The sequence below is a fragment of the Saccharopolyspora thermophila genome (genome assembly GCF_014646075.1).
Classification (GTDB): Bacteria; Actinomycetota; Actinomycetes; order Mycobacteriales; family Pseudonocardiaceae; genus Saccharopolyspora; species Saccharopolyspora thermophila.
In genome coordinates, this window is record NZ_BMMT01000011.1 from 166,368 (window position 1) to 188,195 (window position 21,828).

At 70.3% G+C, this 21,828-nt stretch carries 15 protein-coding genes; 9 read left to right on the forward strand and 6 right to left on the reverse strand.

The annotated features are described in order from the left end of the window. Window positions 1-2 precede the first annotated feature (2 nt). Genes IEY17_RS16655 through IEY17_RS16670 form a run of 4 tightly spaced genes read left to right on the forward strand, consistent with a single transcriptional unit; the run spans window position 3 to window position 3,761 of the window. Window positions 3-1,193, forward strand: coding sequence for an MCE family protein (locus IEY17_RS16655; protein ID WP_373289893.1), 1,191 nt, complete (start codon window positions 3-5; stop codon window positions 1,191-1,193). Next, complete coding sequence (locus IEY17_RS16660; RefSeq protein ID WP_188988715.1) at window positions 1,193-2,293, forward strand: MCE family protein; 1,101 nt, start codon at window positions 1,193-1,195, stop codon at window positions 2,291-2,293. Before IEY17_RS16655 ends, IEY17_RS16660 begins: the two co-directional genes overlap by 1 nt. A 14-nt stretch (window positions 2,294-2,307) precedes the next feature. Then, window positions 2,308-2,820: a nuclear transport factor 2 family protein gene (locus tag IEY17_RS16665; RefSeq protein WP_188988717.1), complete on the forward strand. Its 513-nt coding sequence runs from the start codon at window positions 2,308-2,310 to the stop codon at window positions 2,818-2,820. Between the two features lie 38 nt (window positions 2,821-2,858). Next, a complete protein-coding gene (locus IEY17_RS16670) occupies window positions 2,859-3,761 on the forward strand; it encodes a hypothetical protein (RefSeq protein WP_188988719.1) in 903 nt (300 codons plus the stop codon). Between the two features lie 25 nt (window positions 3,762-3,786). On the opposite strand, the gene IEY17_RS16675 is transcribed toward IEY17_RS16670, so the two are convergent. Next, window positions 3,787-6,909 (reverse strand): CHAT domain-containing protein, encoded by a 3,123-nt coding sequence (locus IEY17_RS16675; protein WP_188988721.1) that lies wholly within the window; start codon window positions 6,907-6,909, stop codon window positions 3,787-3,789. Between the two features lie 992 nt (window positions 6,910-7,901). Here IEY17_RS16675 and rpoB point away from each other — a divergent pair. From rpoB to IEY17_RS16690, 3 genes are all read left to right on the forward strand, one after another. Beyond that, complete coding sequence (rpoB, locus tag IEY17_RS16680) at window positions 7,902-11,396, forward strand: DNA-directed RNA polymerase subunit beta (protein ID WP_188988723.1); 3,495 nt, start codon at window positions 7,902-7,904, stop codon at window positions 11,394-11,396. A 108-nt stretch (window positions 11,397-11,504) separates the two neighbouring features. After that, a complete protein-coding gene (locus tag IEY17_RS16685; protein ID WP_188988725.1) occupies window positions 11,505-15,416 on the forward strand; it encodes a DNA-directed RNA polymerase subunit beta' in 3,912 nt (1,303 codons plus the stop codon). A 139-nt stretch (window positions 15,417-15,555) separates the two neighbouring features. Then, a complete protein-coding gene (locus IEY17_RS16690; protein WP_188988727.1) occupies window positions 15,556-16,326 on the forward strand; it encodes a hypothetical protein in 771 nt (256 codons plus the stop codon). A gap of 54 nt (window positions 16,327-16,380) precedes the next feature. Here IEY17_RS16690 and IEY17_RS16695 read toward each other — a convergent pair whose 3' ends face one another. The 5 genes from IEY17_RS16695 to pdxR form a co-directional block, all read right to left on the reverse strand. Next, complete coding sequence (locus IEY17_RS16695) at window positions 16,381-17,616, reverse strand: WXG100 family type VII secretion target (protein WP_188988729.1); 1,236 nt, start codon at window positions 17,614-17,616, stop codon at window positions 16,381-16,383. Then, on the reverse strand, window positions 17,613-17,957 hold the full coding sequence (locus IEY17_RS16700; RefSeq protein ID WP_188988731.1) for a WXG100 family type VII secretion target: 345 nt from the start codon (window positions 17,955-17,957) through the stop codon (window positions 17,613-17,615). Before IEY17_RS16700 ends, IEY17_RS16695 begins: the two co-directional genes overlap by 4 nt. Then, the gene (locus IEY17_RS16705) at window positions 17,957-18,403 is read right to left on the reverse strand and encodes a YbaB/EbfC family nucleoid-associated protein (RefSeq protein ID WP_188988733.1); all 447 of its coding nucleotides are present in this window, start codon (window positions 18,401-18,403) and stop codon (window positions 17,957-17,959) included. The genes IEY17_RS16700 and IEY17_RS16705 overlap by 1 nt, the downstream gene beginning before the upstream one ends. Window positions 18,404-18,838: 435 nt before the next feature. Then, entirely contained in the window at window positions 18,839-19,300 is a 462-nt protein-coding gene (locus IEY17_RS16710; protein WP_188988735.1) for a DUF6319 family protein, read from the reverse strand. Between the two features lie 102 nt (window positions 19,301-19,402). Then, window positions 19,403-20,788 (reverse strand): MocR-like pyridoxine biosynthesis transcription factor PdxR, encoded by a 1,386-nt coding sequence (gene pdxR, locus IEY17_RS16715; RefSeq protein ID WP_188988737.1) that lies wholly within the window; start codon window positions 20,786-20,788, stop codon window positions 19,403-19,405. A 220-nt stretch (window positions 20,789-21,008) separates the two neighbouring features. Here pdxR and IEY17_RS16720 point away from each other — a divergent pair, with 220 nt between their 5' ends. Next, on the forward strand, window positions 21,009-21,563 hold the full coding sequence (locus tag IEY17_RS16720; protein ID WP_188988738.1) for a YbaB/EbfC family nucleoid-associated protein: 555 nt from the start codon (window positions 21,009-21,011) through the stop codon (window positions 21,561-21,563). 33 nt (window positions 21,564-21,596) lie between these two features. Beyond that, window positions 21,597-21,828 (forward strand): type VII secretion target (locus IEY17_RS16725; protein ID WP_188988740.1); only part of this gene is annotated, 232 nt, incomplete at its 3' end.

Genomic DNA, 21,828 nt, shown 5'->3' on the forward strand with positions numbered 1-21,828 from the left:
AGCTGGTGCGATTACGGAAGCAAGGCGGCAACACCCGGGCGGCCCACGGCCGGGTGCGGGTGGGTGCCGTGCTGGTGGCCGCGCTGGTCGTGCTGGCCGGGTGCAGCTCGCGCGGCGTCTACGACATGCCGTTGCCCGGCGGCGCCGACGTGGGCAGCAACCCGTACGAGGTGAAGGTGCGGTTCGCCGACGTGCTGGACCTGGTGCCCAACGCGGGCGTGCGGGTCAACAACGTGCCGGTCGGGCGGGTGACGACCATCCAGCTCGCCCCCGACTCCTGGCAGGCCGAGGTGACCGTGCTCGTCAACGGCGACGTCACGCTCCCGGCCAACGCCACCGCGCGGCTGCGGCAGTCCAGCCTGCTCGGCGAGAAGTACGTGGAGCTCGCGGGTCCACCCGCGCCGCAGCAGCCGGTGGGGCGGCTCGCCGACGGCGACCTGATCGGCATCGAGCGCACCGGCCGCAACCCCGAGGTCGAGGAGGTCCTTGGCGCGCTGTCCATGCTGCTCAACGGCGGCGGTGTGGCCCAGCTGCACAACATCACCAAGGAGCTCAACGCCGCACTGGAGGGCCGCGAGTCCGATGTGCGCGGCCTGCTGTCCAATCTGGACCAACTCGTCAGCGACCTGGACGCCCAGCGCGACGACATCACCCGCGCCCTGGACAGCATCAACCGGCTCAGCGCCAGCCTCAACGCGCAGCGCGGCAGCATCGACACCGCGCTGCGTGACCTCGGACCGGGCCTGCGGGTGCTCAACGAGCAGCGCACCCAGCTGGTGACCATGCTGCAGGCGCTGGACAAGCTGTCCGGCGTCGCCACCGACGTGGTCACCCGCTCCCGCGACGACCTGGTGCACAACCTCGACCAGCTCGCCCCCACGCTCCGCCAACTGGCCGCTGCCGGGGAGAGCCTGCCGAAGTCGCTGGAGGTGCTGGTCAGCTTCCCGTTCCCGGACAACGCCGTGGACGGCATCGGCGGCAGCGACTACACCAACCTCTACGCCACCGTGGACCTCAACCTCACCCATGTGCTGCAGAACATCGGCCGCAGCCGCCAGCCGTTGGTCCCGCTGCCCGGCTCGCAACCCTCGATCCCGCTGCCGCTGTCGCCGCCGCAGCGGACCCCCGAACCCCCGGCCGCGGAGCAGGGCTCCCCTGGCCTGCTCGGCTCGCTGCTGGGAGGTGGCCGCTGATGCTCACCCGCCGAGTCCGCCTGCAGATCCTCGCGTTCGTGGTGATCGCGCTGGTCGGCGTCAGCTACGCCGGAGCCCGCTACGCGGGGCTGGACCGGCTGTTCGGTCCGCGCGGCTACGTGGTCACCCTGCAGCTGGCCAACACCGGCGGCATCTTCGACAACGCCGAGGTCACCTACCGCGGCGTGCCGGTCGGTCGGGTCGGCACCATCCGGCTGACCGACCGCGGGGTCGAGGTGCCGCTGGACATCGACTCCAGCGCGCCGCGAATCCCGGCCGACGTGGAGGCCGTGGTGACCAACCGCTCCGCCGTCGGCGAGCAGTACGTCGACCTGCGGCCGCGCAGCAACGACGGCCCGTACCTGCAGGACGGGTCGGTGATCAGCCAGCAGTCGGCGACCACCCCGTTGCCGGTGGAGACGCTGATGACCAGCCTGGACGAATTCGCCAGGTCGGTGCCGGAGGACTCCCTGCGCACCGTGGTCAGCGAACTCGGCACCGCGTTCCGCGACAACGGCGGTCACCTGCAGACCATCCTGGACACCAGCCGTGAGTTCACCGCCGCGGCCCAGCAGCACCTGCCGCAGACCGTGCAGTTGCTCGCCGACGGCAAGGCCGTGCTGGCCACCCAGAACGAGCAGGGCTCGGCGATCAGGTCGTTCAGCCGGGACCTGCGGGCGCTGTCCGAGCAGCTGAAGCGCTCCGACGACGACCTGCGCGCGGTGCTCGAGCGGGCCCCGTCGGCGGCCCGGCAGGTCAGCGCGTTCCTGCAGGAGAACCAGCAGCTCGGTCCGCTGCTGGCGAACCTGACCACCACCTCGCAGGTGCTGGCCAGGCGCACCGACGGCCTGGAGCAGATCATGGTGCTGTACCCGGCGATCGTGACCGCGAGCAACACGGTCGTGCCAGGAGACGGCACCGCCCACTTCGGCCTGGTGCTCAACGTCTTCGACCCGTTGCCGTGCACCCGCGGTTACGAGGGGACCCCGCGCCGCGACGGCACCGACCTCACCCCGATACCGCTGAACACCCAGGCTCGCTGCGCGGAACCCCGAGGCAGCGACACCTCGGTGCGCGGTGCACAGAACGCCCCCGGATAGGAGAGGAGCCGACGATGTCCGCTTCCACGGCCCCGCGGCGCCCGCCCTGGGCGTGGGTGCTCTTCGCGGTGAGCCTGGCGGCGTGCCTGGTCACCGGTGCCGCCTGGGCGCTGGCCGCCACCAGCTCCTCGACCGCCCGCGCCGAGGTGCGCGACGACGCGCTGCGCGACGGCCAGACCGCGATCATCAACTTCAACACCCTGGACTACCAGGACGTGGACCACGGCCTGCAGCGCTGGGAGGACAGCTCGACCGGTCCGCTGCGCGAGGAGGTCCGGAAGGGACGCCAGGACTACCGCACCCAGATCCAGCAGGCGCGGAGCAAGACCACCGCGAAGATCCTCGACGCCGGGATCGTCGAGCTCGACGAGCAGGTCGGCAAGGCGCGGATGATCGCGGTCGTGCAGCTGACGGTGACCATCGAGGGCCAGCAACCGGTCACCAAGCAGGACCGCTACCAGGCCGAGCTCACCCGCGAGGGCGAGGTCTGGAAGCTCAGCGGCCTGGGCACCGTCCCGGTCGGCTGACCGCCGAAACCCCGCACGCAACATGAGGAGTGCAGCCGATGCCCCGCAACCGACGCCCCGGCCGCCCGACCCCGACCCGGCGCCCGAAGGTCGCCGGCCTGCGCAACCGGGAGAACCGCACCGGCACACGCCCGCGAGCCGCCCAGCCCGACGCGGCGGGTGGCAACGGTGTGCCGACTGCCGGCGGTGGTGCCGCGGCGGACGACGTCGCCGCCCAGCCCGACGCGGCGGGTGACGTCGCCGGCGGTCCGTCGGACGAGGCCGGCGGTCCGTCGGACGAGTCCGCGGCGGAGGAGCCGTCCGGCGAGCAGACGGCACCCGTGCCCGGCGTTGTGGGACCGGGCGCTGGTGCGGGCGTTGCGGCGTGGGAGTCCGGTGCGGCGGCGCAGAGCCCTGCGGTGGCGCTCGCGGAGCAGCGGGCGGGCGACGCGGAGCCGGTGCGGCAGGGCTCGCCGTGGGGGCTGCTGGTCGCGTCGGTGATCCTGACCCTGCTGGCGGTCTGGTTTGGCGCCGAGGCGTACTTCACCCGCTACACCGGCCCGGCCGCCAACGAGGCGCTGGTGTCGGCCGGGGTGACCAGCGAGGTCAACGGCCAGATCACCGACGCGGTGGAGACGCTGTTCTCCTACGACTTCACCAACACGGCCAAGACCGAGAACGCCGCCCGGGAGCTGCTCATCGGCCCGGCGGTGCAGCGCTACGACGAGCTGTTCGCGGTGGTCAAGCAGCAGGCTCCGCAGCAGCAGCTGATCGTTACCACCACGGTGAACAACAGCGCGGTCACCCGCCTGCAGGGCGACCGCGCGGAGGTCCTGCTGTTCGTCGACCAGCACGCGCTGCGAGCCACCACGGGCGAGACGAACACGGGCCCGGCCCAGCTGTCGGTCACCGCGGAGAAGCAGGGCGGCAGGTGGAAGATCTCCCAGATCATCCTCCGCTGACCCCCGGCTCACCGGAAGGCACTGATCACGGCCCCACGTGCACGTGGGCGGACCAGACGCCATGCTCCTGCGGGTAGTGCTCACGCAGCCGGCGGGCAGCGTTGTGCAGCGCGTAGGCCGCGCGGTCGGTCTCGTCCGCCTCGCCGCCGAACAACTCGTCGTAGACGTCGGCGTGCACCTGGACGGCGCTGTCCTCGTCGACCTCCCACAGGGTGCCGAGGACGTGCGTGAACCCGGCGAAGTTCAGTGCCCCGGGCAGCGACACCGCCGCCGCGGACGGCGGGTCGGCGGCCGTCGCGCACTGGCCGACGTAGCAGAACTCCGCCCGGTCCAGCGGCACCTGGCCGATCTCGACCAGCCCCAGCGGGCGCTGCGGCGCCTCGCGGTCCAGTAACAGCCCCGCCGCCGGTTGCGCCGGGAACTGCGAGCTCGGCTCGCACACGTGCAGCCACGGGTGCTTCGGCAGCATGCGCAGTACCTCGGCGGCGCTCGTGTGCTCCACCGACACGATCTCGGCGGACGGCCAGTACTGGGCCAGCACCTGGTTCTGCGGCGGCAGCTCCATCGCCACCTGCTTGGCCGAACCCGCGGCGACCAGCGCGGTGCCGCTCTCCGGCACCGGTCGCTGCCCGGCGCGCAGCAGGCACCCCAGCGTCGGCGTGTAGGACGACACGACGTGGTCCAGCGCGCACTCGCCGGTCTTCGCGGTGGCAGCGTGCACCGGCAGGAACGCCGTCGCGCCCACGGCACTCCACCACATGCGCGGCCAGCGGGAACCCGGCTCCGGTGTGCTGAGGTAACCCATGCGCTCCAGCACCGGCCGGGCGATACGGTGCCACACCCAGTCGAGGCCGTCGGCGATCGCCTCGTGGTCGTCGTGCTGTGCCGCGGAGAGCATCGCGCCGGCCTGCTCGGCGGCGAGCTCCGGGTCCGCCTTGGGCAGCGGCACCGTCAGCACCCGCCCCCCGATGACGACGAGTGCGTCCGACCGGTAGCGGCTGAGGTTGACCAGCACCACCGAGCCCTCCGGCACGGCAGCGGTTAACTCGGCGAACGGCGTCGGGCGCAGGTGCCCGGGCTGCACCGCCCGCACCTCGGCGAGGAGCTCGTCCCAGGTGGCCGCCAGTCGCAGTCGGTCGTCGGTCTCGCCCAGCCCCGGTTCCGCCACCGGGCGGTCCAGCAGCCGCCGCAGCCGCACCACCTCGTCGGCCAGGTCCGGGTGGGTGCGGTGCAGTTCGCCCAGCTCGCCGCCGGTGGGCAGGAAGTCGGCGAGGATCGCCGTCCGGCCGTGCTCCAGCAGCTCCACCGCGCGTTCCGGCTCGCCGTTTTCCAGGGCGCACGCGGCGGCGTCGGCGACGATCAGCGCCCAGCGCTGCTGCATGGTCGGCGACGCCACCACCCGCTTGCCGCGGGTGACCAGCGGCAGCAGCTCCACGGCGAGGGCGAACGCCTCCAGCGCCTCGGACCACCGGTGCGCCTGGGCGGCGATCCGGCCGCACAGGCTGGCCGCGCGCAGCCGCAGGTCGGCGGGGGCGTTGTGCTGCTCCGCGGCGTCGGTGAGGACCTTGCGTGCCCACCGGTAGTAGCGGCGGCGGCCGCTGCGTTGGTGCATCGCCTGCAACGCGCGGCCGAGCTGGATGGCCACGTGCGCGCGGCCGGGCGCGGTCGCGGGCATCGAGAACAGCGCCAGCTCGAACAGCTCGATCGCCGTCTCGACCTCCCCGGTCTGCGCGGTGGTCCGGTAGCGGTGCATCGCGATGGTGCCCAGCTGCGCCGACGCCACGTGCCGCGCGGCGGGGTCGGCGTCGGCGGCGGCCTCCCGCGCGAGTTCGGCGGCCCGGTCCAGGTCGGTGCTGTCACCGTTGTGGTCGAAGCGGGTGATCAGGGTGGCGACCAGCGAGTTCAGCGCCGAGCCGCGATCGGTCTCTGCGGCCGCCTCGACCGCGGCCTCGCCGGCGGTGACCGCGGTGTCCAGCACCTCGGCCTCCGCGCCGTGCACGAAGTGCCTGCGCAGCAGGGTCGCGTAGCCGGTGAGGGCGGCGGCGCGCTGCGGGTCGTCGGCGGACATGGCGCGAACGGCCGGGCCGATGAGGCGCAGCACGCGGCGCAGCTGACCGGCTTCACCGGTGGCGTCGACGTGCTCGACGGTGGCGGCGGCCAGGTTCCAGATCGCGGTGCCCAACAGCGGGTGCCCGGTGTCGAGCACCCCGAGCACCCCGATCAGCTCGCTGATCGCCGAGTTCAGGTCGGTCAGGTCGCCGTTGCGGCGGAACCGCAGCCGCAGCGCGTTCGCCAGGTGGCACAGCGCGGACCGGCGGGGTTCGCCATCGGGCAGGGCGCCCGCGCCGGCGCCGAGATGCTTGATGCCCTCGTCCAGGTCGTCCGGTGAGTCGTCGCGCTCGTAGCGGCGCAGCAGCGCGGCCCCGAGGTTGATCAGCAGTTCGGAGGTGGTGCTCTCGCGCGCCGGGGACAGCCGCGCCGCCTCCCGGAACACGTCGATCGACTCGTCGTCGGACTCCGGCGCGTTGGCCAGCCGCGCGTGCAGCTTCAGCGCGTTGGCCAGCCGGATCAGCACCATCGCCCGCCGCTGGTCGCGGCGCGGCGTCTGCTCCGCGGTCTCGCGGGCCAGTTCCACGCTCTCCGCCGCCGCGGTCGCGCTGCCGGTCTTGGCCGCGTACTCGGTGAGCGCCAGCACGAGGTTGCAGCGGTAGAGCACCCGGTCATGGTCGTCGCTGCGGGCCGCCGCGGTCGCCGAGCGGTAGTAGCCGATCGCGTCCTCGAGGTCGGCCAGCTCGCCGCTGCGCAGGTGGTTCAGCTGCGCGGCGCTGCCGAGGTTGTTGAGCACGCCCGCCCGCGCCGGGTCGCTGTCGTGCAGGACGCTCGCCGTGGCCCGGAACACCTCCGTCACCCAGGGCAGGTCGCCGAAGTCGAGGGTGGTGACGATCTTGTTCATGGCGGCGATGGCGTCGGCGTAGCGCTGCTCGGCACTGCGGCGGGGGTCCGCGGCCTGCTCGGCCGGAGCGGCGGTGGCGCTCGTCGGCTCCTCGACGAACCAGCTGGAGCGGGACGAACCTCCACGGTCCTGTCCTCCTGCCCAACGTTGCAGTCCGCGGAACCGGTCGTTCGCGCGGCTTGCATCGTCTGTCATCGGTCGTGTCTCCTGTGGCCAGCTGAGGCGGGGCACCGGCGTCACCGACGCGGTGGGTCGTATCACGCTACCGGCGAATGCCCCCGTCGAATAGCCCGCGTGCACGAGCTGAGATCTGCCCGGTGGGCACTTGCGCCGACCGGGCAGATCCGTTGCCCGTATCGCCGCGAAAAACAGCCACCATTACTACTCGCTGGTCAGCGCCGCGCCGCTGCGCCCGTCGCGGGGTCGTGGTGCGGCCCGCTGAATTGTGCGAATCCGGGGGCGGCTTTCGTTCCGGGTGGATCCGCATTGTGTGCAAATGACGTCTGGCGCGGAAATGCACTGCCGTGGTCAGTGTTGACTCGCGTGACCGTTGTGACGCAATGGCCTTCGCAGCGCCGGGTGGATCATCGGCGACCCTTCGTGTTCGCCGGAATCGGCGCTCAACGGTGCGCGATCACCCGTTGCCGCAGCGCGGGTTGGGTGACCGTCGGTGCCGGTTCGGGCACGACGGGTGAGATCCGGTGCGCCGGCGGTGGCCGCCCGGAGCGGGTCGGTGAGGTGCTCATCACGTGGTGTGCAGGCGCCGCCGTGCCTGTCAAGGGCCGTTCGGTGGGGTGTTGGGTAGACCTCCTCCGAGGTCCCGTGGTTACCTGCAAGTAGCCCGCTGACCAGGTTCGACGTGCTCCTCGGTGGTCACGAGACGTGATCGTGTCCTGCGCCACGAGGGTGATCGAAGCGTGATCTCTTGACTGCGCGCCCGCTCGGGTTCACTCTGGTCGTCGACACGAGGCAGGGCCGCCATCGGCGGGCCCCCTCGACAGCTGGTGCGGTTCCGGCTAGACTGCTACTTTGCGCTGCCCTCTTTCCGTCTGCCTCGACTGGTGGCACCCCTGGTGACACGTCGGGCTGTCGGATCGCGGGCGCCATTGCACCCTTGACAGCTGTGTTGGCGGACTGGTTTTCACTGACGCGGCTGTAGCCAGTTCAGAGTCCCGGAAGGACGCATCTTGGCAGTCTCCCGCGCGACCAAGGTCTCTGCAGCTTCCAACTTCACGTCGGGGATCCCTGGGGCACCCAAGCGGGTCTCGTTCGCGAACATCCGCGAGCCGCTGGACGTGCCGAACCTGCTAGACCTGCAGATCCAGTCCTTCGAATGGCTTGTCGGTGACGAGGCCTGGTTCCAGCGCCGGGTCGACGCCGGCGAGGAGAACCCGGTAGGCGGTCTGGAGGAGGTCCTCAACGAGATCTCGCCGATCGAGGACTTCTCCGGATCGATGTCGCTGTCCTTCTCCGACCCGCGCTTCGACGAGGTCAAAGCCTCCGTCGAGGAGTGCAAGGACAAGGACATGACCTACGCGGCCCCGTTGTTCGTGACCGCGGAATTCACCAACAACGAGACTGGCGAGATCAAGAGCCAGACGGTGTTCATGGGTGACTTCCCGATGATGACGAACAAGGGGACGTTCATCATCAACGGCACCGAGCGGGTCGTGGTCTCCCAGCTCGTCCGTTCCCCCGGTATCTACTTCGACCAGTCGGTCGACAAGACCACGGACAAGGACGTCTTCAGCGTCAAGATCATCCCCAGCCGCGGCGCGTGGCTGGAGTTCGACGTCGACAAGCGCGACACCGTCGGCGTCCGCATCGACCGCAAGCGCCGTCAGCCGGTCACCGTGCTGCTCAAGGCGCTGGGCTGGACGGCCGAGGCGATCCGCGAGCGGTTCGGCTTCTCCGAGACCCTGATGGCCACCCTGGAGAAGGACCACACCGCGGGTACGGACGAGGCGCTGCTTGACATCTACCGCAAGCTGCGTCCGGGCGAGCCGCCGACCAAGGAGAGCGCCCAGACCCTCCTGGAGAACCTGTTCTTCAAGGAGAAGCGCTACGACCTGGCCCGCGTCGGCCGCTACAAGGTCAACAAGAAGCTGGGCCTGGCGCTGCCGTACGAGACCGGGGTCCTCACCGAGGACGACATCGTCACCACCATCGAGTACCTGGTCCGGCTGCACGCCGGCGAGACCGAGATGCCGGCGCAGAACGGTGCAGAGGGTGCCACGGTGCCGGTCGAGGTCGACGACATCGACCACTTCGGCAACCGGCGCATCCGCACCGTGGGCGAGCTGATCCAGAACCAGGTTCGGGTCGGCCTGTCCCGCATGGAGCGCGTCGTCCGTGAGCGGATGACCACGCAGGACGTCGAGGCGATCACGCCGCAGACCCTGATCAACATCCGCCCGATCACGGCGGCGATCCGGGAGTTCTTCGGCACCTCGCAGCTCTCGCAGTTCATGGACCAGACCAACCCGCTCGCGGGCCTGACACACAAGCGGCGGCTGAACGCGCTCGGCCCGGGTGGTCTGTCCCGGGAGCGCGCGGGCATGGAGGTCCGCGACGTGCACCCGTCGCACTACGGCCGGATGTGCCCGATCGAGACGCCGGAAGGCCCGAACATCGGTCTGATCGGCTCGCTGGCGACCTTCGCGCGGGTCAACCCGTTCGGCTTCATCGAGACGCCGTACCGCAAGGTCGTCGACGGCCGGGTCACCGACCAGATCGACTACCTGACCGCCGACGAGGAGGACCGCTACGTCAAGGCGCAGGCCAACACCCCGATCGACGAGGAGGGCAACTTCCTCGAGGAGCGGGTGCTGGGCCGCCGGAAGGGCGGCGAGGTCGAGCTGCTCGCGCCGACCGAGATCGACTACATGGACGTCTCGCCGCGGCAGATGGTCTCCGCCGCGACGGCGATGATCCCGTTCCTGGAGCACGACGACGCCAACCGCGCCCTGATGGGTGCGAACATGCAGCGCCAGGCGGTGCCGCTGCTGCGCAGCGAGGCCCCGCTGGTCGGCACCGGCATGGAACTGCGCGCCGCGGTCGACGCCGGCGACGTGATCGTCGCCGAGAAGGCCGGTGTGGTCGAGGAGCTGTGCGCCGACTACATCACCGTGATGGCCGACGACGGCACCCGCCGCTCGTACCGGCTGCAGAAGTTCTCCCGGTCCAACCACGGCACCTGCATCAACCAGAAGCCGATCGTCAGTGAGGGCGACCGGGTCGAGGCCGGGCAGGTCATTGCGGACGGGCCGTGCACCGAGAACGGCGAGATGGCGCTGGGCAAGAACCTGCTCGTCGCGATCATGCCGTGGGAGGGGCACAACTACGAGGACGCGATCATCCTGTCCCAGCGCCTGGTGCAGGACGACGTGCTCACCTCGATCCACATCGAGGAGCACGAGGTCGACGCCCGCGACACCAAGCTCGGCGCCGAGGAGATCACCCGGGACATTCCGAACGTATCCGACGACGTGCTGGCCGACCTCGACGAGCGCGGCATCATCCGCATCGGCGCCGAGGTGCAGGGCGGCGACATCCTGGTCGGCAAGGTCACCCCGAAGGGTGAGACCGAGCTGACCCCGGAGGAGCGGCTGCTGCGCGCGATCTTCGGCGAGAAGGCCCGCGAGGTCCGCGACACCTCGCTGAAGGTGCCGCACGGCGAGACCGGCAAGGTCATCGGCGTCCGCGTGTTCAACCGCGAGGACGACGACGAGCTGCCCCCGGGCGTCAACCAGCTGGTGCGGGTCTACGTCGCGCAGAAGCGCAAGATCCAGGACGGCGACAAGCTCGCCGGCCGCCACGGCAACAAGGGCGTCATCGGCAAGATCCTGCCTGTCGAGGACATGCCGTTCCTGGCCGACGGCACCCCGGTCGACATCATCCTGAACACCCACGGTGTGCCGCGACGGATGAACATCGGCCAGGTGCTGGAGACCCACCTGGGCTGGATCGCCTCGCAGGGCTGGACCATCGAGGGCAACCCGGACTGGGCGAAGCGGCTGCCCGAGGAGCTCTACGACGTGGAGCCCGGCACCAACACCGCCAGCCCGGTCTTCGACGGTGCTCGGGAGGAGGAGATCACCGGGCTGCTGGCCTCGACCAAGCCGAACCGCGACGGTGAGCGTCTGGTCGGCGGCGACGGCAAGGCGCAGCTGTTCGACGGCCGTAGCGGCGAGCCGTACCCGTACCCGATCGCCGTCGGGTACATGTACATCCTCAAGCTGTCGCACCTGGTCGACGACAAGATCCACGCCCGGTCCACCGGTCCGTACTCGATGATCACCCAGCAGCCGCTGGGTGGTAAGGCGCAGTTCGGTGGTCAGCGCTTCGGTGAGATGGAGTGCTGGGCCATGCAGGCATACGGCGCCGCCTACACGCTGCAGGAGCTGTTGACAATCAAGTCCGACGACGTGGTCGGCCGCGTCAAGGTCTACGAGGCGATCGTCAAGGGCGAGAACATCCCCGAGCCCGGCATCCCGGAGTCCTTCAAGGTGTTGTTGAAGGAGCTCCAGTCGCTGTGCCTGAACGTCGAGGTGCTCTCCAGCGACGGGGCGGCCATCGAGATGCGCGACAGCGAGGACGAGGACCTGGAGCGCGCCGCGGCCAACCTCGGCATCAACCTGTCCCGCAACGAGTCGCCGTCGGTCGACGACATCGCGCACTGACCTCGCCGCCGGTCCGCGGGGCGACTCGCGGACCGGCGCCCGACCCAACCTGGCACCGCTGCCGCCGCTGGAGCGGCAGAACCTCTCGACCAAGGGAGAAGACCCGACGTGCTTGACGTCAACTTCTTCGATGAACTCCGCATCGGCCTCGCCACGGCCGACGACATCCGCCAGTGGTCGTACGGCGAGGTCAAGAAGCCCGAGACCATCAACTACCGCACCCTGAAGCCGGAGAAGGACGGGCTCTTCTGCGAGAAGATCTTCGGCCCGACCCGCGACTGGGAGTGCTACTGCGGCAAGTACAAGCGGGTTCGCTTCAAGGGCATCATCTGTGAGCGCTGCGGCGTCGAGGTGACCCGCGCCAAGGTGCGCCGCGAGCGGATGGGCCACATCGAGCTGGCCGCTCCGGTGACCCACATCTGGTACTTCAAGGGTGTCCCGAGCCGTCTGGGCTACCTGCTCGACCTGGCGCCCAAGGACCTCGAGAAGATCATCTACTTCGCCGCCTACGTGATCACCTCGGTGAACACCGAGATGCGGCACAACGACCTGTCGACGCTGGAGAGCGAGATCAGCGTCGAGCGCAAGCGCATCGCCGACCAGCGCGACGCCGACCTGGAGGCCCGGGCCCAGAAGCTCGAGGCCGACCTGGCCGAGCTCGAGGCCGAGGGCGCCAAGAGCGACGTGCGCCGCAAGGTCAAGGAGGGCGGCGAGCGTGAGATGCGCCAGATCCGCGACCGGGCGCAGCGCGAGCTGGACAAGCTGGACGAGATCTGGGAGACCTTCACCAAGCTGGAGCCCCGCCAGCTGATCGCCGACGAGGTGCTGTACCGGGAGCTGCACGACCGCTACGGCGAGTACTTCACCGGCGGCATGGGCGCCGAGGCCATCCAGGCCCTGCTGGCCAACTTCGACATCAACGCCGAAGCCGAGCAGCTGCGCGAGATCATCCGCAGCGGCAAGGGTCAGAAGAAGTTGCGCGCCCTCAAGCGGCTCAAGGTCGTGGCGGCCTTCCAGGCCACCGGCAACGACCCGAGCGGCATGGTGCTCAACTGCGTGCCGGTCATCCCGCCGGACCTGCGGCCGATGGTGCAGCTCGACGGTGGTCGGTTCGCCACCTCCGACCTCAACGACCTGTACCGCCGGGTGATCAACCGGAACAACCGCCTCAAGCGGCTGATCGACCTCGGTGCGCCCGAGATCATCGTCAACAACGAGAAGCGGATGCTGCAGGAGTCCGTCGACGCGCTGTTCGACAACGGCCGTCGCGGGCGTCCGGTCACCGGCCCGGGCAACCGGCCGCTGAAGTCGCTGTCCGACCTGCTCAAGGGCAAGCAGGGCCGCTTCCGTCAGAACCTGCTGGGTAAGCGCGTCGACTACTCCGGCCGTTCGGTCATCGTGGTCGGCCCGCAGCTGAAGCTGCACCAGTGCGGTCTGCCGAAGGAGATGGCGGTCGAGCTGTTCAAGCCGTTCGTCATGAAGCGGCTGGTCGACCTCAACCACGCGCAGAACATCAAGTCCGCGAAGCGGATGGTGGAGCGCCAGCGCCCGCAGGTGTGGGACGTGCTGGAAGAGGTCATCGCCGAGCACCCGGTGCTGCTCAACCGCGCGCCCACGCTGCACCGCCTCGGTATCCAGGCATTCGAGCCGCAGCTGGTCGAGGGCAAGGCGATCCAGCTGCACCCGCTGGTCTGCGAGGCGTTCAACGCGGACTTCGACGGTGACCAGATGGCGGTGCACCTGCCGCTGTCGGCCGAGGCCCAGGCCGAGGCCCGCATCCTGATGCTGTCCAGCAACAACATCCTGTCGCCGGCCTCCGGTCGGCCGCTGGCGATGCCGCGTCTGGACATGGTCACCGGCCTGTACCACCTGACCAAGCAGGTGCCCGGCGCCAAGGGCGAGGGCCTGGCGTTCTCGTCGGTCGGCGAGGCGATCATGGCCTACGACCGCGGTGTGCTGGACCTGCAGGCCAAGGTCAAGATCCGGCTGCGGGACGTGGTGCCGCCGCGCGACAACACCCCGGAGGGCTGGGAGCCCGGTCAGCCGTGGCTGGCCGAGACCACCCTGGGCCGGGTGTGGTTCAACGAGCTGCTGCCCGACGACTACCCGTTCGTCGACGACCTGCTGCCGAAGAAGAAGCAGGCCGCGATCGTCAACGACCTGGCCGAGCGGTACCCGATGGTCACCGTGGCCCAGACGCTGGACAAGCTGAAGGACGCCGGTTTCTACTGGGCGACCCGGTCCGGCGTGACCGTGTCGATCACCGACGTGGTCGTGCCGCCGAACAAGACCGAGATCCTGGACGCCTACGAGGCCAAGGCCGACCAGGTCGAGAAGCGGTACCGCCGCGGTGCGCTGTCCTACCAGGAGCGCAACGCCGAGCTGGTCAAGGTCTGGACCGCCGCCAAGGAGGAAGTCGCCGAGGCCATGGAGGCGAACTTCCCGGAGGACAACTCGATCAGCACGATCGTGAAGTCCGGGGCCGCCGGTAACATGACCCAGGTCGTCCAGCTGGCCGGTATGCGCGGTCTGGTGTCGAACCCGAAGGGTGAGTACATCCCGCGCCCGATCAAGGCGAACTTCCGCGAGGGCCTGTCCGTGCTGGAGTACTTCATCTCCAACCACGGTGCCCGTAAGGGTCTGGCCGACACCGCGCTGCGGACCGCCGACTCCGGTTACCTGACCCGTCGTCTGGTGGACGTCTCGCAGGACGTCATCGTCCGCGAGGCCGACTGCGGCACCGAGCGCGGCATCAAGATGCCGATCGCGGAGCGGCTGCCGGACGGCACGCTGCTGCGTGACCCGCACGTGGAGACCAGCGTCTACGCCCGCAACACGGCCGAGGACGTCACCGACGCGGACGGCAACATCATCCTGGCCCGTGGTTCGGACCTGGGTGACCCGGCGATCGAGAAGCTGCTCGCCGCGGGTGTCACCAAGGTCAAGGTCCGCAGCGTGCTGACCTGCGAGTCGGCCGTCGGGGTGTGCGCGGTCTGCTACGGCCGGTCGATGGCCACCGGCAAGCTGGTGGACGTCGGCGAGGCGGTCGGCATCGTCGCCGCCCAGTCGATCGGTGAGCCCGGTACGCAGCTGACGATGCGTACCTTCCACCAGGGTGGTGTGGCCGGTGACGACATCACCACCGGTCTGCCGCGTGTCCAGGAGCTGTTCGAGGCCCGCGTCCCGAAGGGCAAGGCGCCGATCGCCGACACCTCGGGCCGGATCCGGCTGGAGGACAACGACCGCTACTGGAAGATCACCATCATCCCGGACGACGGCGGCGAGGAGATCGTCTACGACAAGCTGTCCAAGCGGCAGCGGCTCGCGGCGATCTCGGTCGACGGCAGCGAGCGGCAGCTGGCCGACGGCGACCACGTCGAGGTCGGCCAGCAGCTGCTGGAAGGTGCGGTCGACCCGCACGAGGTGCTGCGCGTGATGGGTCCGCGTGAGGCCCAGCTGCACCTGGTGCGCGAGGTCCAGGAGGTGTACCGGTCGCAGGGTGTGGGCATCCACGACAAGCACGTCGAGGTGATCGTCCGCCAGATGCTGCGGCGGGTCATCATCATCGACTCGGGTGCCACCGAGTTCCTGCCCGGTTCGCCGGTGGAGCGCTCGCAGTTCGAGGCGGAGAACCGCCGCGTCGTCGCCGAGGGCGGTGACCCGGCGTCCGGCCGTCCGGTGCTGATGGGTATCACCAAGGCGTCGCTGGCCACCGAGTCGTGGCTGTCGGCGGCCTCCTTCCAGGAGACGACCCGGATCCTCACCAACGCCGCGATCGAGGGCGCGAGCGACAAGCTGGTCGGCCTGAAGGAGAACGTGATCATCGGTAAGTTGATCCCGGCGGGTACGGGCATCAACCGGTACCGCAACATCCAGGTGCAGCCGACGGAGGAGGCGCGGGCCGCGGCGTACGCGATCCCGTCCTACGACGACAGCTACTACACCCCGGATGTCTTCGGCACCGGCACGGGTGCGGCGGTTCCGCTGGACGACTACGACTTCGGCCGCGACTACCGCTGACCCAGGCCCGCGTCCGTCCGCCGTGGATGGACGCGGGTCCGCGACCCGGGGCCCCTGTCCGACTCCTCCGGACAGGGGCCCTTTTTCGTGGATTTCCCGCGCCGGTCGGTACGGTGGCGGTGGCGCGCGGGAGGTGGGCATGGGGTATCCGCAGGGGCTTCCCCCGGTTGCCGCGTGGGCGCAGCAGCGGGGGTGGCGGGTCGCGTGGGGCGTGCCCGCCGAGGTGCTGGACCAGCTGCCCGGTCCGCCGTTCCACGCCTTCCGCCGCAGGTCCGTGCCCGTGGTGCTGGCCGGCTGGTTCCAGGGGATGCCCGCGCTGGCCGTGCAGGTCGACTTCACCTCGAAGCGGTCGCGCTCTACCGGCTCCTCCTACTCCGCGGGCACCGGATCGTTCGTGGGGACCTCGCAGACCAGCGAGAAAGCCGTGATCACCGGTGCGGTGGTGCTGGAGATGCCCTCGCCGGTGCCGGAGCTGGTGCTCGACGAGGACCGTGACGTCCTTGATGACGTGCTGGACCTGTTCAGCTTCAACCGCTCCCGCGACGTCTTCCAGGGCAAGCCGGTGGACATCGGCCCGGCATCGCTGGGCATCTACCACGCCGCCGGGGCGTCCCCGGAGTACGTGCGCGCGGTGCTCGCGCCGCAGCGAATCCAGTGGCTCTACGGCAACGGCCTCGGACCGTCCCCGGCCACCAACCTGGGCCCGGTCCGCTTCCGCCTGTCCGGCCGGAAGCTGATCGTCTGGGCCGGCCGCACCTTCGACCAGCCGGTCGTGCTCGACGCCCTGCTGACCACGGCGCTGGAGATCCTGCGCTGGATCCCACCGGCGGCGCTGCGGGACCCGGCGGCTGCCGAAGCGGACCGCCAGCACGTCCCGCTGAGCCACCTGCGCATTGCGTTCGCGCAGTGACGGGCGCCTGCGCCGAGCTGTCCGGTCGCCAGGCGCCCGTCGCTGCTGACCTCGCTACCAGTCCAGTTGGCCGCTGATCGTCTCGTCCGAGTCGACCTTGGTGTAGCCGCCCTCCTGGGCCTGCTTCTCCAACTTGTCCGCCGCGGTGCTCAGCCCCCCGGCCACCTGGTTGTACACCGACCAGCCCACGTCCTTGGCCCCGTAGCTCGGCTGGCCCGGGCGGGTGGTGGTGGTCTCGCCGGTGCGCGGGTCGACGACCGGGTTGCCGCGGGCGTCGACCTTGGTGTGCGAGCCGTCCGGGTTGACCCGGGCGAGATCCCCGTCGCCGTCGACGGTGTGGTCGCCGTCCTCGGCGCGCTGCTTGTAGCCCTCGCCGACCTGGTCGATGACCTTCTTGGCGTCGCCGAGGCGCTTGTTCTCCTCGCCCGAGAGGGTGCTGCCCACGTCGGCGGGGCTGCGGCCGCCGTCACCGCCCTTGGCGCCGTCGGTGATCTGCTGGACGCTCTCGACGATGCGGATGGTGTCCAGGATCGCCTTGATCGCGGTGATCACCTTCATGATCTTGTCGATGATCGAGGTGATCTTCTGGATCTGCTGGGCCGCGCGGGCGCAGGTGATGCCGGCCTCGGCGGTGGTGGCCGCGGTGGCCGCCGCGATGGACCCGCCGAAGGTCGGCCCGGCCGCCGCGGTCGCGGTGAGCCACGTGGTGACCGCCCAGGTCAGGAAGTCGGCGAGGATGCCCTTGATGACACCTTCGGCGGCCTCCATCATGGTGCCGCTCATCTGCAGCAGCTGGGAGAGGTTGTTGGCCTGCCCGGCGGTGTTCTGCACACCCTTGATGAACCTGGCCATTTTGGTGCGCAGCGCGTCGGCCGCCGCGCCGTCCCAGTCCTTCAGTTCGCTGTCCAGCGTTTCGGTCAGGTTGTCGGCCAGCTCGTCGAGCTGGCCCTGCACCCCGGTGAACGCCTCGGCGCCCTTGGCGAGCGCCTCGCTGTCCCCGGTGACCAGCTGGATCGCGTCGCGCACCGGCGCCACGAAGTTGATCACGAACTCCACGCCGGTGCCGATGAGGAAACCCATCGGGTCCAGCGCGAAGCTGGTGGCGCTGGACAGGTAGCTCTCGATGTCGGCCGCGAGGGCTTCGATGTCTCCCTTGCCCGCATGCTCCTCGGCGCTGATGAGGTCCTTGACGAACGGCAGCTTGCCGAACGCGGAGCCGTCCACGGGTGGCGCGAGCGGGTTCACGACGCTTCCGGCCTTCTCGGCCGCTGCCTCGGCGTTCGTGGTCACCAGGAACCCCCTCCACCGCGGCCGGCGGTGAAGCTGCCGAACAGCCGCCGGAGCATGTCGGCCAGCGACTCGTCGGTCTCGCGGTACTCCTTGCCTGCGGCGGTCAGGTCCGCACCGGCTTTGGTCAGGCCCTCGGCCATCTCGTCGAGGTGCTGCTGGAACCGGTCGAGCAGGTCGCGGTAGGAGCTGTAGGTGGTCGCCAGGCCGAGCAGCCCCCAGGAGAGCTCCGGCACCTGGGCCTCGGTCGCCTTGGCCTTGATCTGCTTCGCCGCGTCGGTCATCCGGTCGACGTTGGAGCCGCAGCGCACGATCGCGTCGGGTGGGGCGTGGTAGCCGGTCATCAGTACCTCCGGTTGTCGAGGAAGGTGTCGGGCATGTCCTCCTCGTCGTCGACCATTTCGCTCGGGGGATCGGCGGGCGCGGCGCCGAACAGCTCCTCCTGGGTGCGCAACACGCGGTCGCGGACGTCGCTGTCCGGCAGGTACTCCTGGACGATCTCGGCCTGCATACGCGCGGCTTCGGCGACCGCCTGCCGCAGGGTGCTCATGACGGTGTCGGACAGCTGGGTGGGCGTCTGGCGCAGGGCGTCGGCGGTGAACTGGATGTCGGTGACCCCGCCGGGCCCGGCGGTGACGGTCACCGACCGGTCGGCGGAGGTGGCTGACGCCTGCAGGGCGCTGATCTCCTCCCGCATGCGCCCGAAGTCGCCCATCCGCTCCTCGGCGCGGCGACCGGCTTCCTTGAGCGCTTCGAGCTTACGTTGCAGATCGTCCAGATCCGCTGGCATGTTCGCCTCCTCGGCCCAACACGACTGGTTCCGGTCGAGCATCCGTGCTGATCCAGGCGGGTTCCGGGGATGTTGCGAAGAGTTTCCGGAAAGTCGTCGATCCGTTATCGAATCGAGCGACGCGCAGTGGTTTTGCGAGGTGGAGCCGGGCGCGGTTCGCGATGAGATCTGGCCGTGCGCACCTGGTCGGCGCGCGCTCGGGGAGCGCGATCATGCGGCGTGGCACCGGCCGTTGATCGACTCGTCGGCGGCACCTGTTGCGAGACTCCCGCCGGATCTGGGAGTCTCCCACTGCCTGCGGACCTACTCCGTGGTAGCACGACCGGCACCGGGGCCGGGCAGGTTGGCTGGAGCGGGCGTGCCGTGTCGTCGAGGGGCCGACACGGCACGCCCGCGACCACGGGCGGCGCCAGAGCAGGCACCGCCCGGGATATCTCAGCTCTCCAGTCCGGCGAGGGCCTTGCGGACGCGCTCCATCTCGGCCTCCAGCTCCGCGAGCTTGGCCTCGTGCTGCTGGCGCGCGGCGGTCAGCACGCTCTCGATGGTTTCGGAGATCTCCTGGTGCAGCTCCGCGGCCGCCTTGGACACCGCCGACGCCGGGATCGGCAGACCCTGCACGACGCGCTTGCCGGCGTGCATGAGATCGGCCTGCCACTCACCGTCGGCGGTGCCGGTGACGGTCAGCGTCAGCTCCACCGTGCGGGTCTTCTTCGCGGTGCTCTGCTTGCGGGCGCGCGGCTTCTTCGGCGCCTCCTCGGCCGGGGCGGGCTGCGCCGTGGTGTTGGCAGACGGGGCCTCGGCGGTGTTCTCGCTGGTCACCGCGGGCGTGGAGGCGGCCTGCGGCGGCTCGGCCGACACCGGGGCGGTCTGCTCGGTGGCCGTCTGTTCTTCGGTCAACTCTCTACTCCTGTGTGTCGCGGCGGGGGACCAGAATAGAACACGTGTTCCCCTCGGGGTGCTGACATGGTGGGCGCGAAGCACCGCTTGCGCCCGACCAGGTCACCGCTGCAGAACGGTGACCAGTGCTTGCAGCGCGGGTCGGAAGGCGGCTTCGGCCGCGGCGGCGTAGCCGACGACCACGCCGGGCGGGTGCTCGCCGGGGCGCACCCAGTGCGGGCCGAGCGCCTCGAGCTCCACCGAGTGCGCCCGCGCCCGGTCCAGGACTTCTCGCTCCGTCGGTCCCTCCGGGTCCAGCTGCAGGGTGATGTGTAGGCCCGCCGAGATCCCGGCCGGGTGCGGCCGGTGGTTCGCGCGGACGTCGTCGAGCGCGTCGAGCAGTTGTTCCCGGCGCCTCCGGTACACCGCGCGTGATCGGCGGACGTGCTGATCGTAAGCGCCCGACCGGATCAGCTCCGCCATGGCCAGCTGTTCGAACAACGGCGCGTGCAGGCCGCTCTGCCGCTTGATGGCGCGGACCGGGTCCACCAGGTGCGGGGGCAGCGCCAGCCACGCCAACCGCAGCGCCGGGGCCAGCGTCTTGCTGGCGGTCCCCGCGTACGCCACGTGGTTGGGCGCCATCCCCTGCAGCGAGCCGACCGGCGGGCGGTCGAAGCGGAACTCGCCGTCGTAGTCATCCTCGATGATCAGCCGGTCCTCGGTCTTGGCGAGCCGCACCAGCTCGGCCCGTCGCACCGAGCTCATGGCCACGCCCAGCGGGAACTGGTGCGCCGGGGTGACCACCACGGCGCGGCTGCGCAGCTGCGCGACGTCGAGCCCGTCGTGGTCGACCGGCACCCCGTGCACCGCCATGCCCAGAGCGGCGGGGATGGCGCGCAGGTGCGGCAGCGACGGGTCCTCGAAGTCCACCGCGTCCAGGCCCTGATCGTGCAGGGCCTTGCTGAGCAGTGACAACGCCTGTGTGTAGCCGTTGCAGATGATGATGCGCTCGGGTGTGGTGGCCACCGCGCGGACCCGTCCGAGGTACTCGGTGAGGGCCTCGCGCAGCGCTGGGTGCCCCTGCGGGTCGCCGTAGTCCAGGTCGCCGGGCTGCGTGGAGCGCAGCGCGCGGCGGCTGGCGGCGAGCCAGTCCCGGCGGGGGAAGGCGCTGAGGTCCGGCCGCCCGGGCCGGAAGTCCCAGCGCGGTTCCGGCGCCTCGGCGGGCGCGGGCGCGGTGACCGCCTCCGGGGTCGCCAACTGCTCGGCGACGGTGGTGGGCGCGCCCTGCCGGGACAGCAGGAAACCCTCGGTGACCAGCTGGTTGTAGGCGCGGGTAACCGTGCCGCGGGCGACCCCGAGCTCCTGCGCCAGCGCCCGCGTGGACGGGACGCGGCTCCCGGCCGGGAGGCGGCCCTCGCGGATCGCGGTCCGCAGGGCCTCGGCCAGCCTGCGGCTGTCGGGTCGGCACGCCTGGTCCAGGTCGAGCGAAGCGGACCAGCCAACTGTCACGGCACCCGACTCTATGGGACGGCGCGGTCTCCGTTCTGCGCAGGTTCCGTGATCGCCGCGACGGCCGCGGAATCCGCTGATCCGAATCGGTCGCGCGCGGGCTGTTGATACGGTGCCCGCCAAGATCAGTAAGAAAATCACGCCGACATGGGTAATCGCACACGGTCACCAACTGGTTGCGCAGCGTGCTCACGTCGGCGGAGCGGTTCGGGGGACGGGTGTGCCTGAGGACTTCGGGGCGGACATCGGTGCTGCCGAGCGGATGGTCCGCGAGTGGCAGGAGCGTGCCGCCGAGAAGGCGGAGAAGTTCGGCCGCATGCAGCAGCGGATCGAACAGATCTCGGTCACCGAGTCGTCCCGCGACGGCGCCATCCAGGTGACGATCAGCTCGGCGGGCATCCTGCAGGGCCTCGAGCTGTCTGACAAGGCCGGAAACCGTCCGATGGCGACCCTGGCCAACGAGATCATGCGCGTGGTGCAGGCGGCGCAGTCGAGGATTCCGGAGCTGATGCAGCGGGCGGTGGCCGACACCGTCGGCCTGGACGACCCGGCCGCGCAGCACGTGGTGGGTCAGGCCCGCAGGTACTTCCCGGAGCCGCCGGAGGACGAGGCGGAGCCGCAGCGCCGCGCGGCCGGGGTGCAGGAGATGGGGTTGGACACCGAGGACGACTACGAACCGCCGCAGCGCCCGACCCCGCCGCAGCGCCCGGCGCCGCACCGTGGACCGGACGACTTCGACGACGACGACTTCAGCAGCGGTTCGTTTCTGCGCTGACCGCGCCCTGCGCTACCCGGGGACCTCATCGCCATGCCCGACGAGATGAACGTCGTCATCGAGAACCTGCGTTCCCATGCCTCCAAAGTGGACGGTGTGGTGGACCAGTTGAACACCGCGGTGGATGCCGCCCAGCAGGTGTCGCTGGACAACGACGCGTACGGGATTCTGTGCCGCCCCTTTGCCTGGATGCTCGACCCGGTGGAGCAGCACGGCATCGAAACCCTGCGCACGGCCGTGCAAGCCATGCGGGAGGTCGCCGACA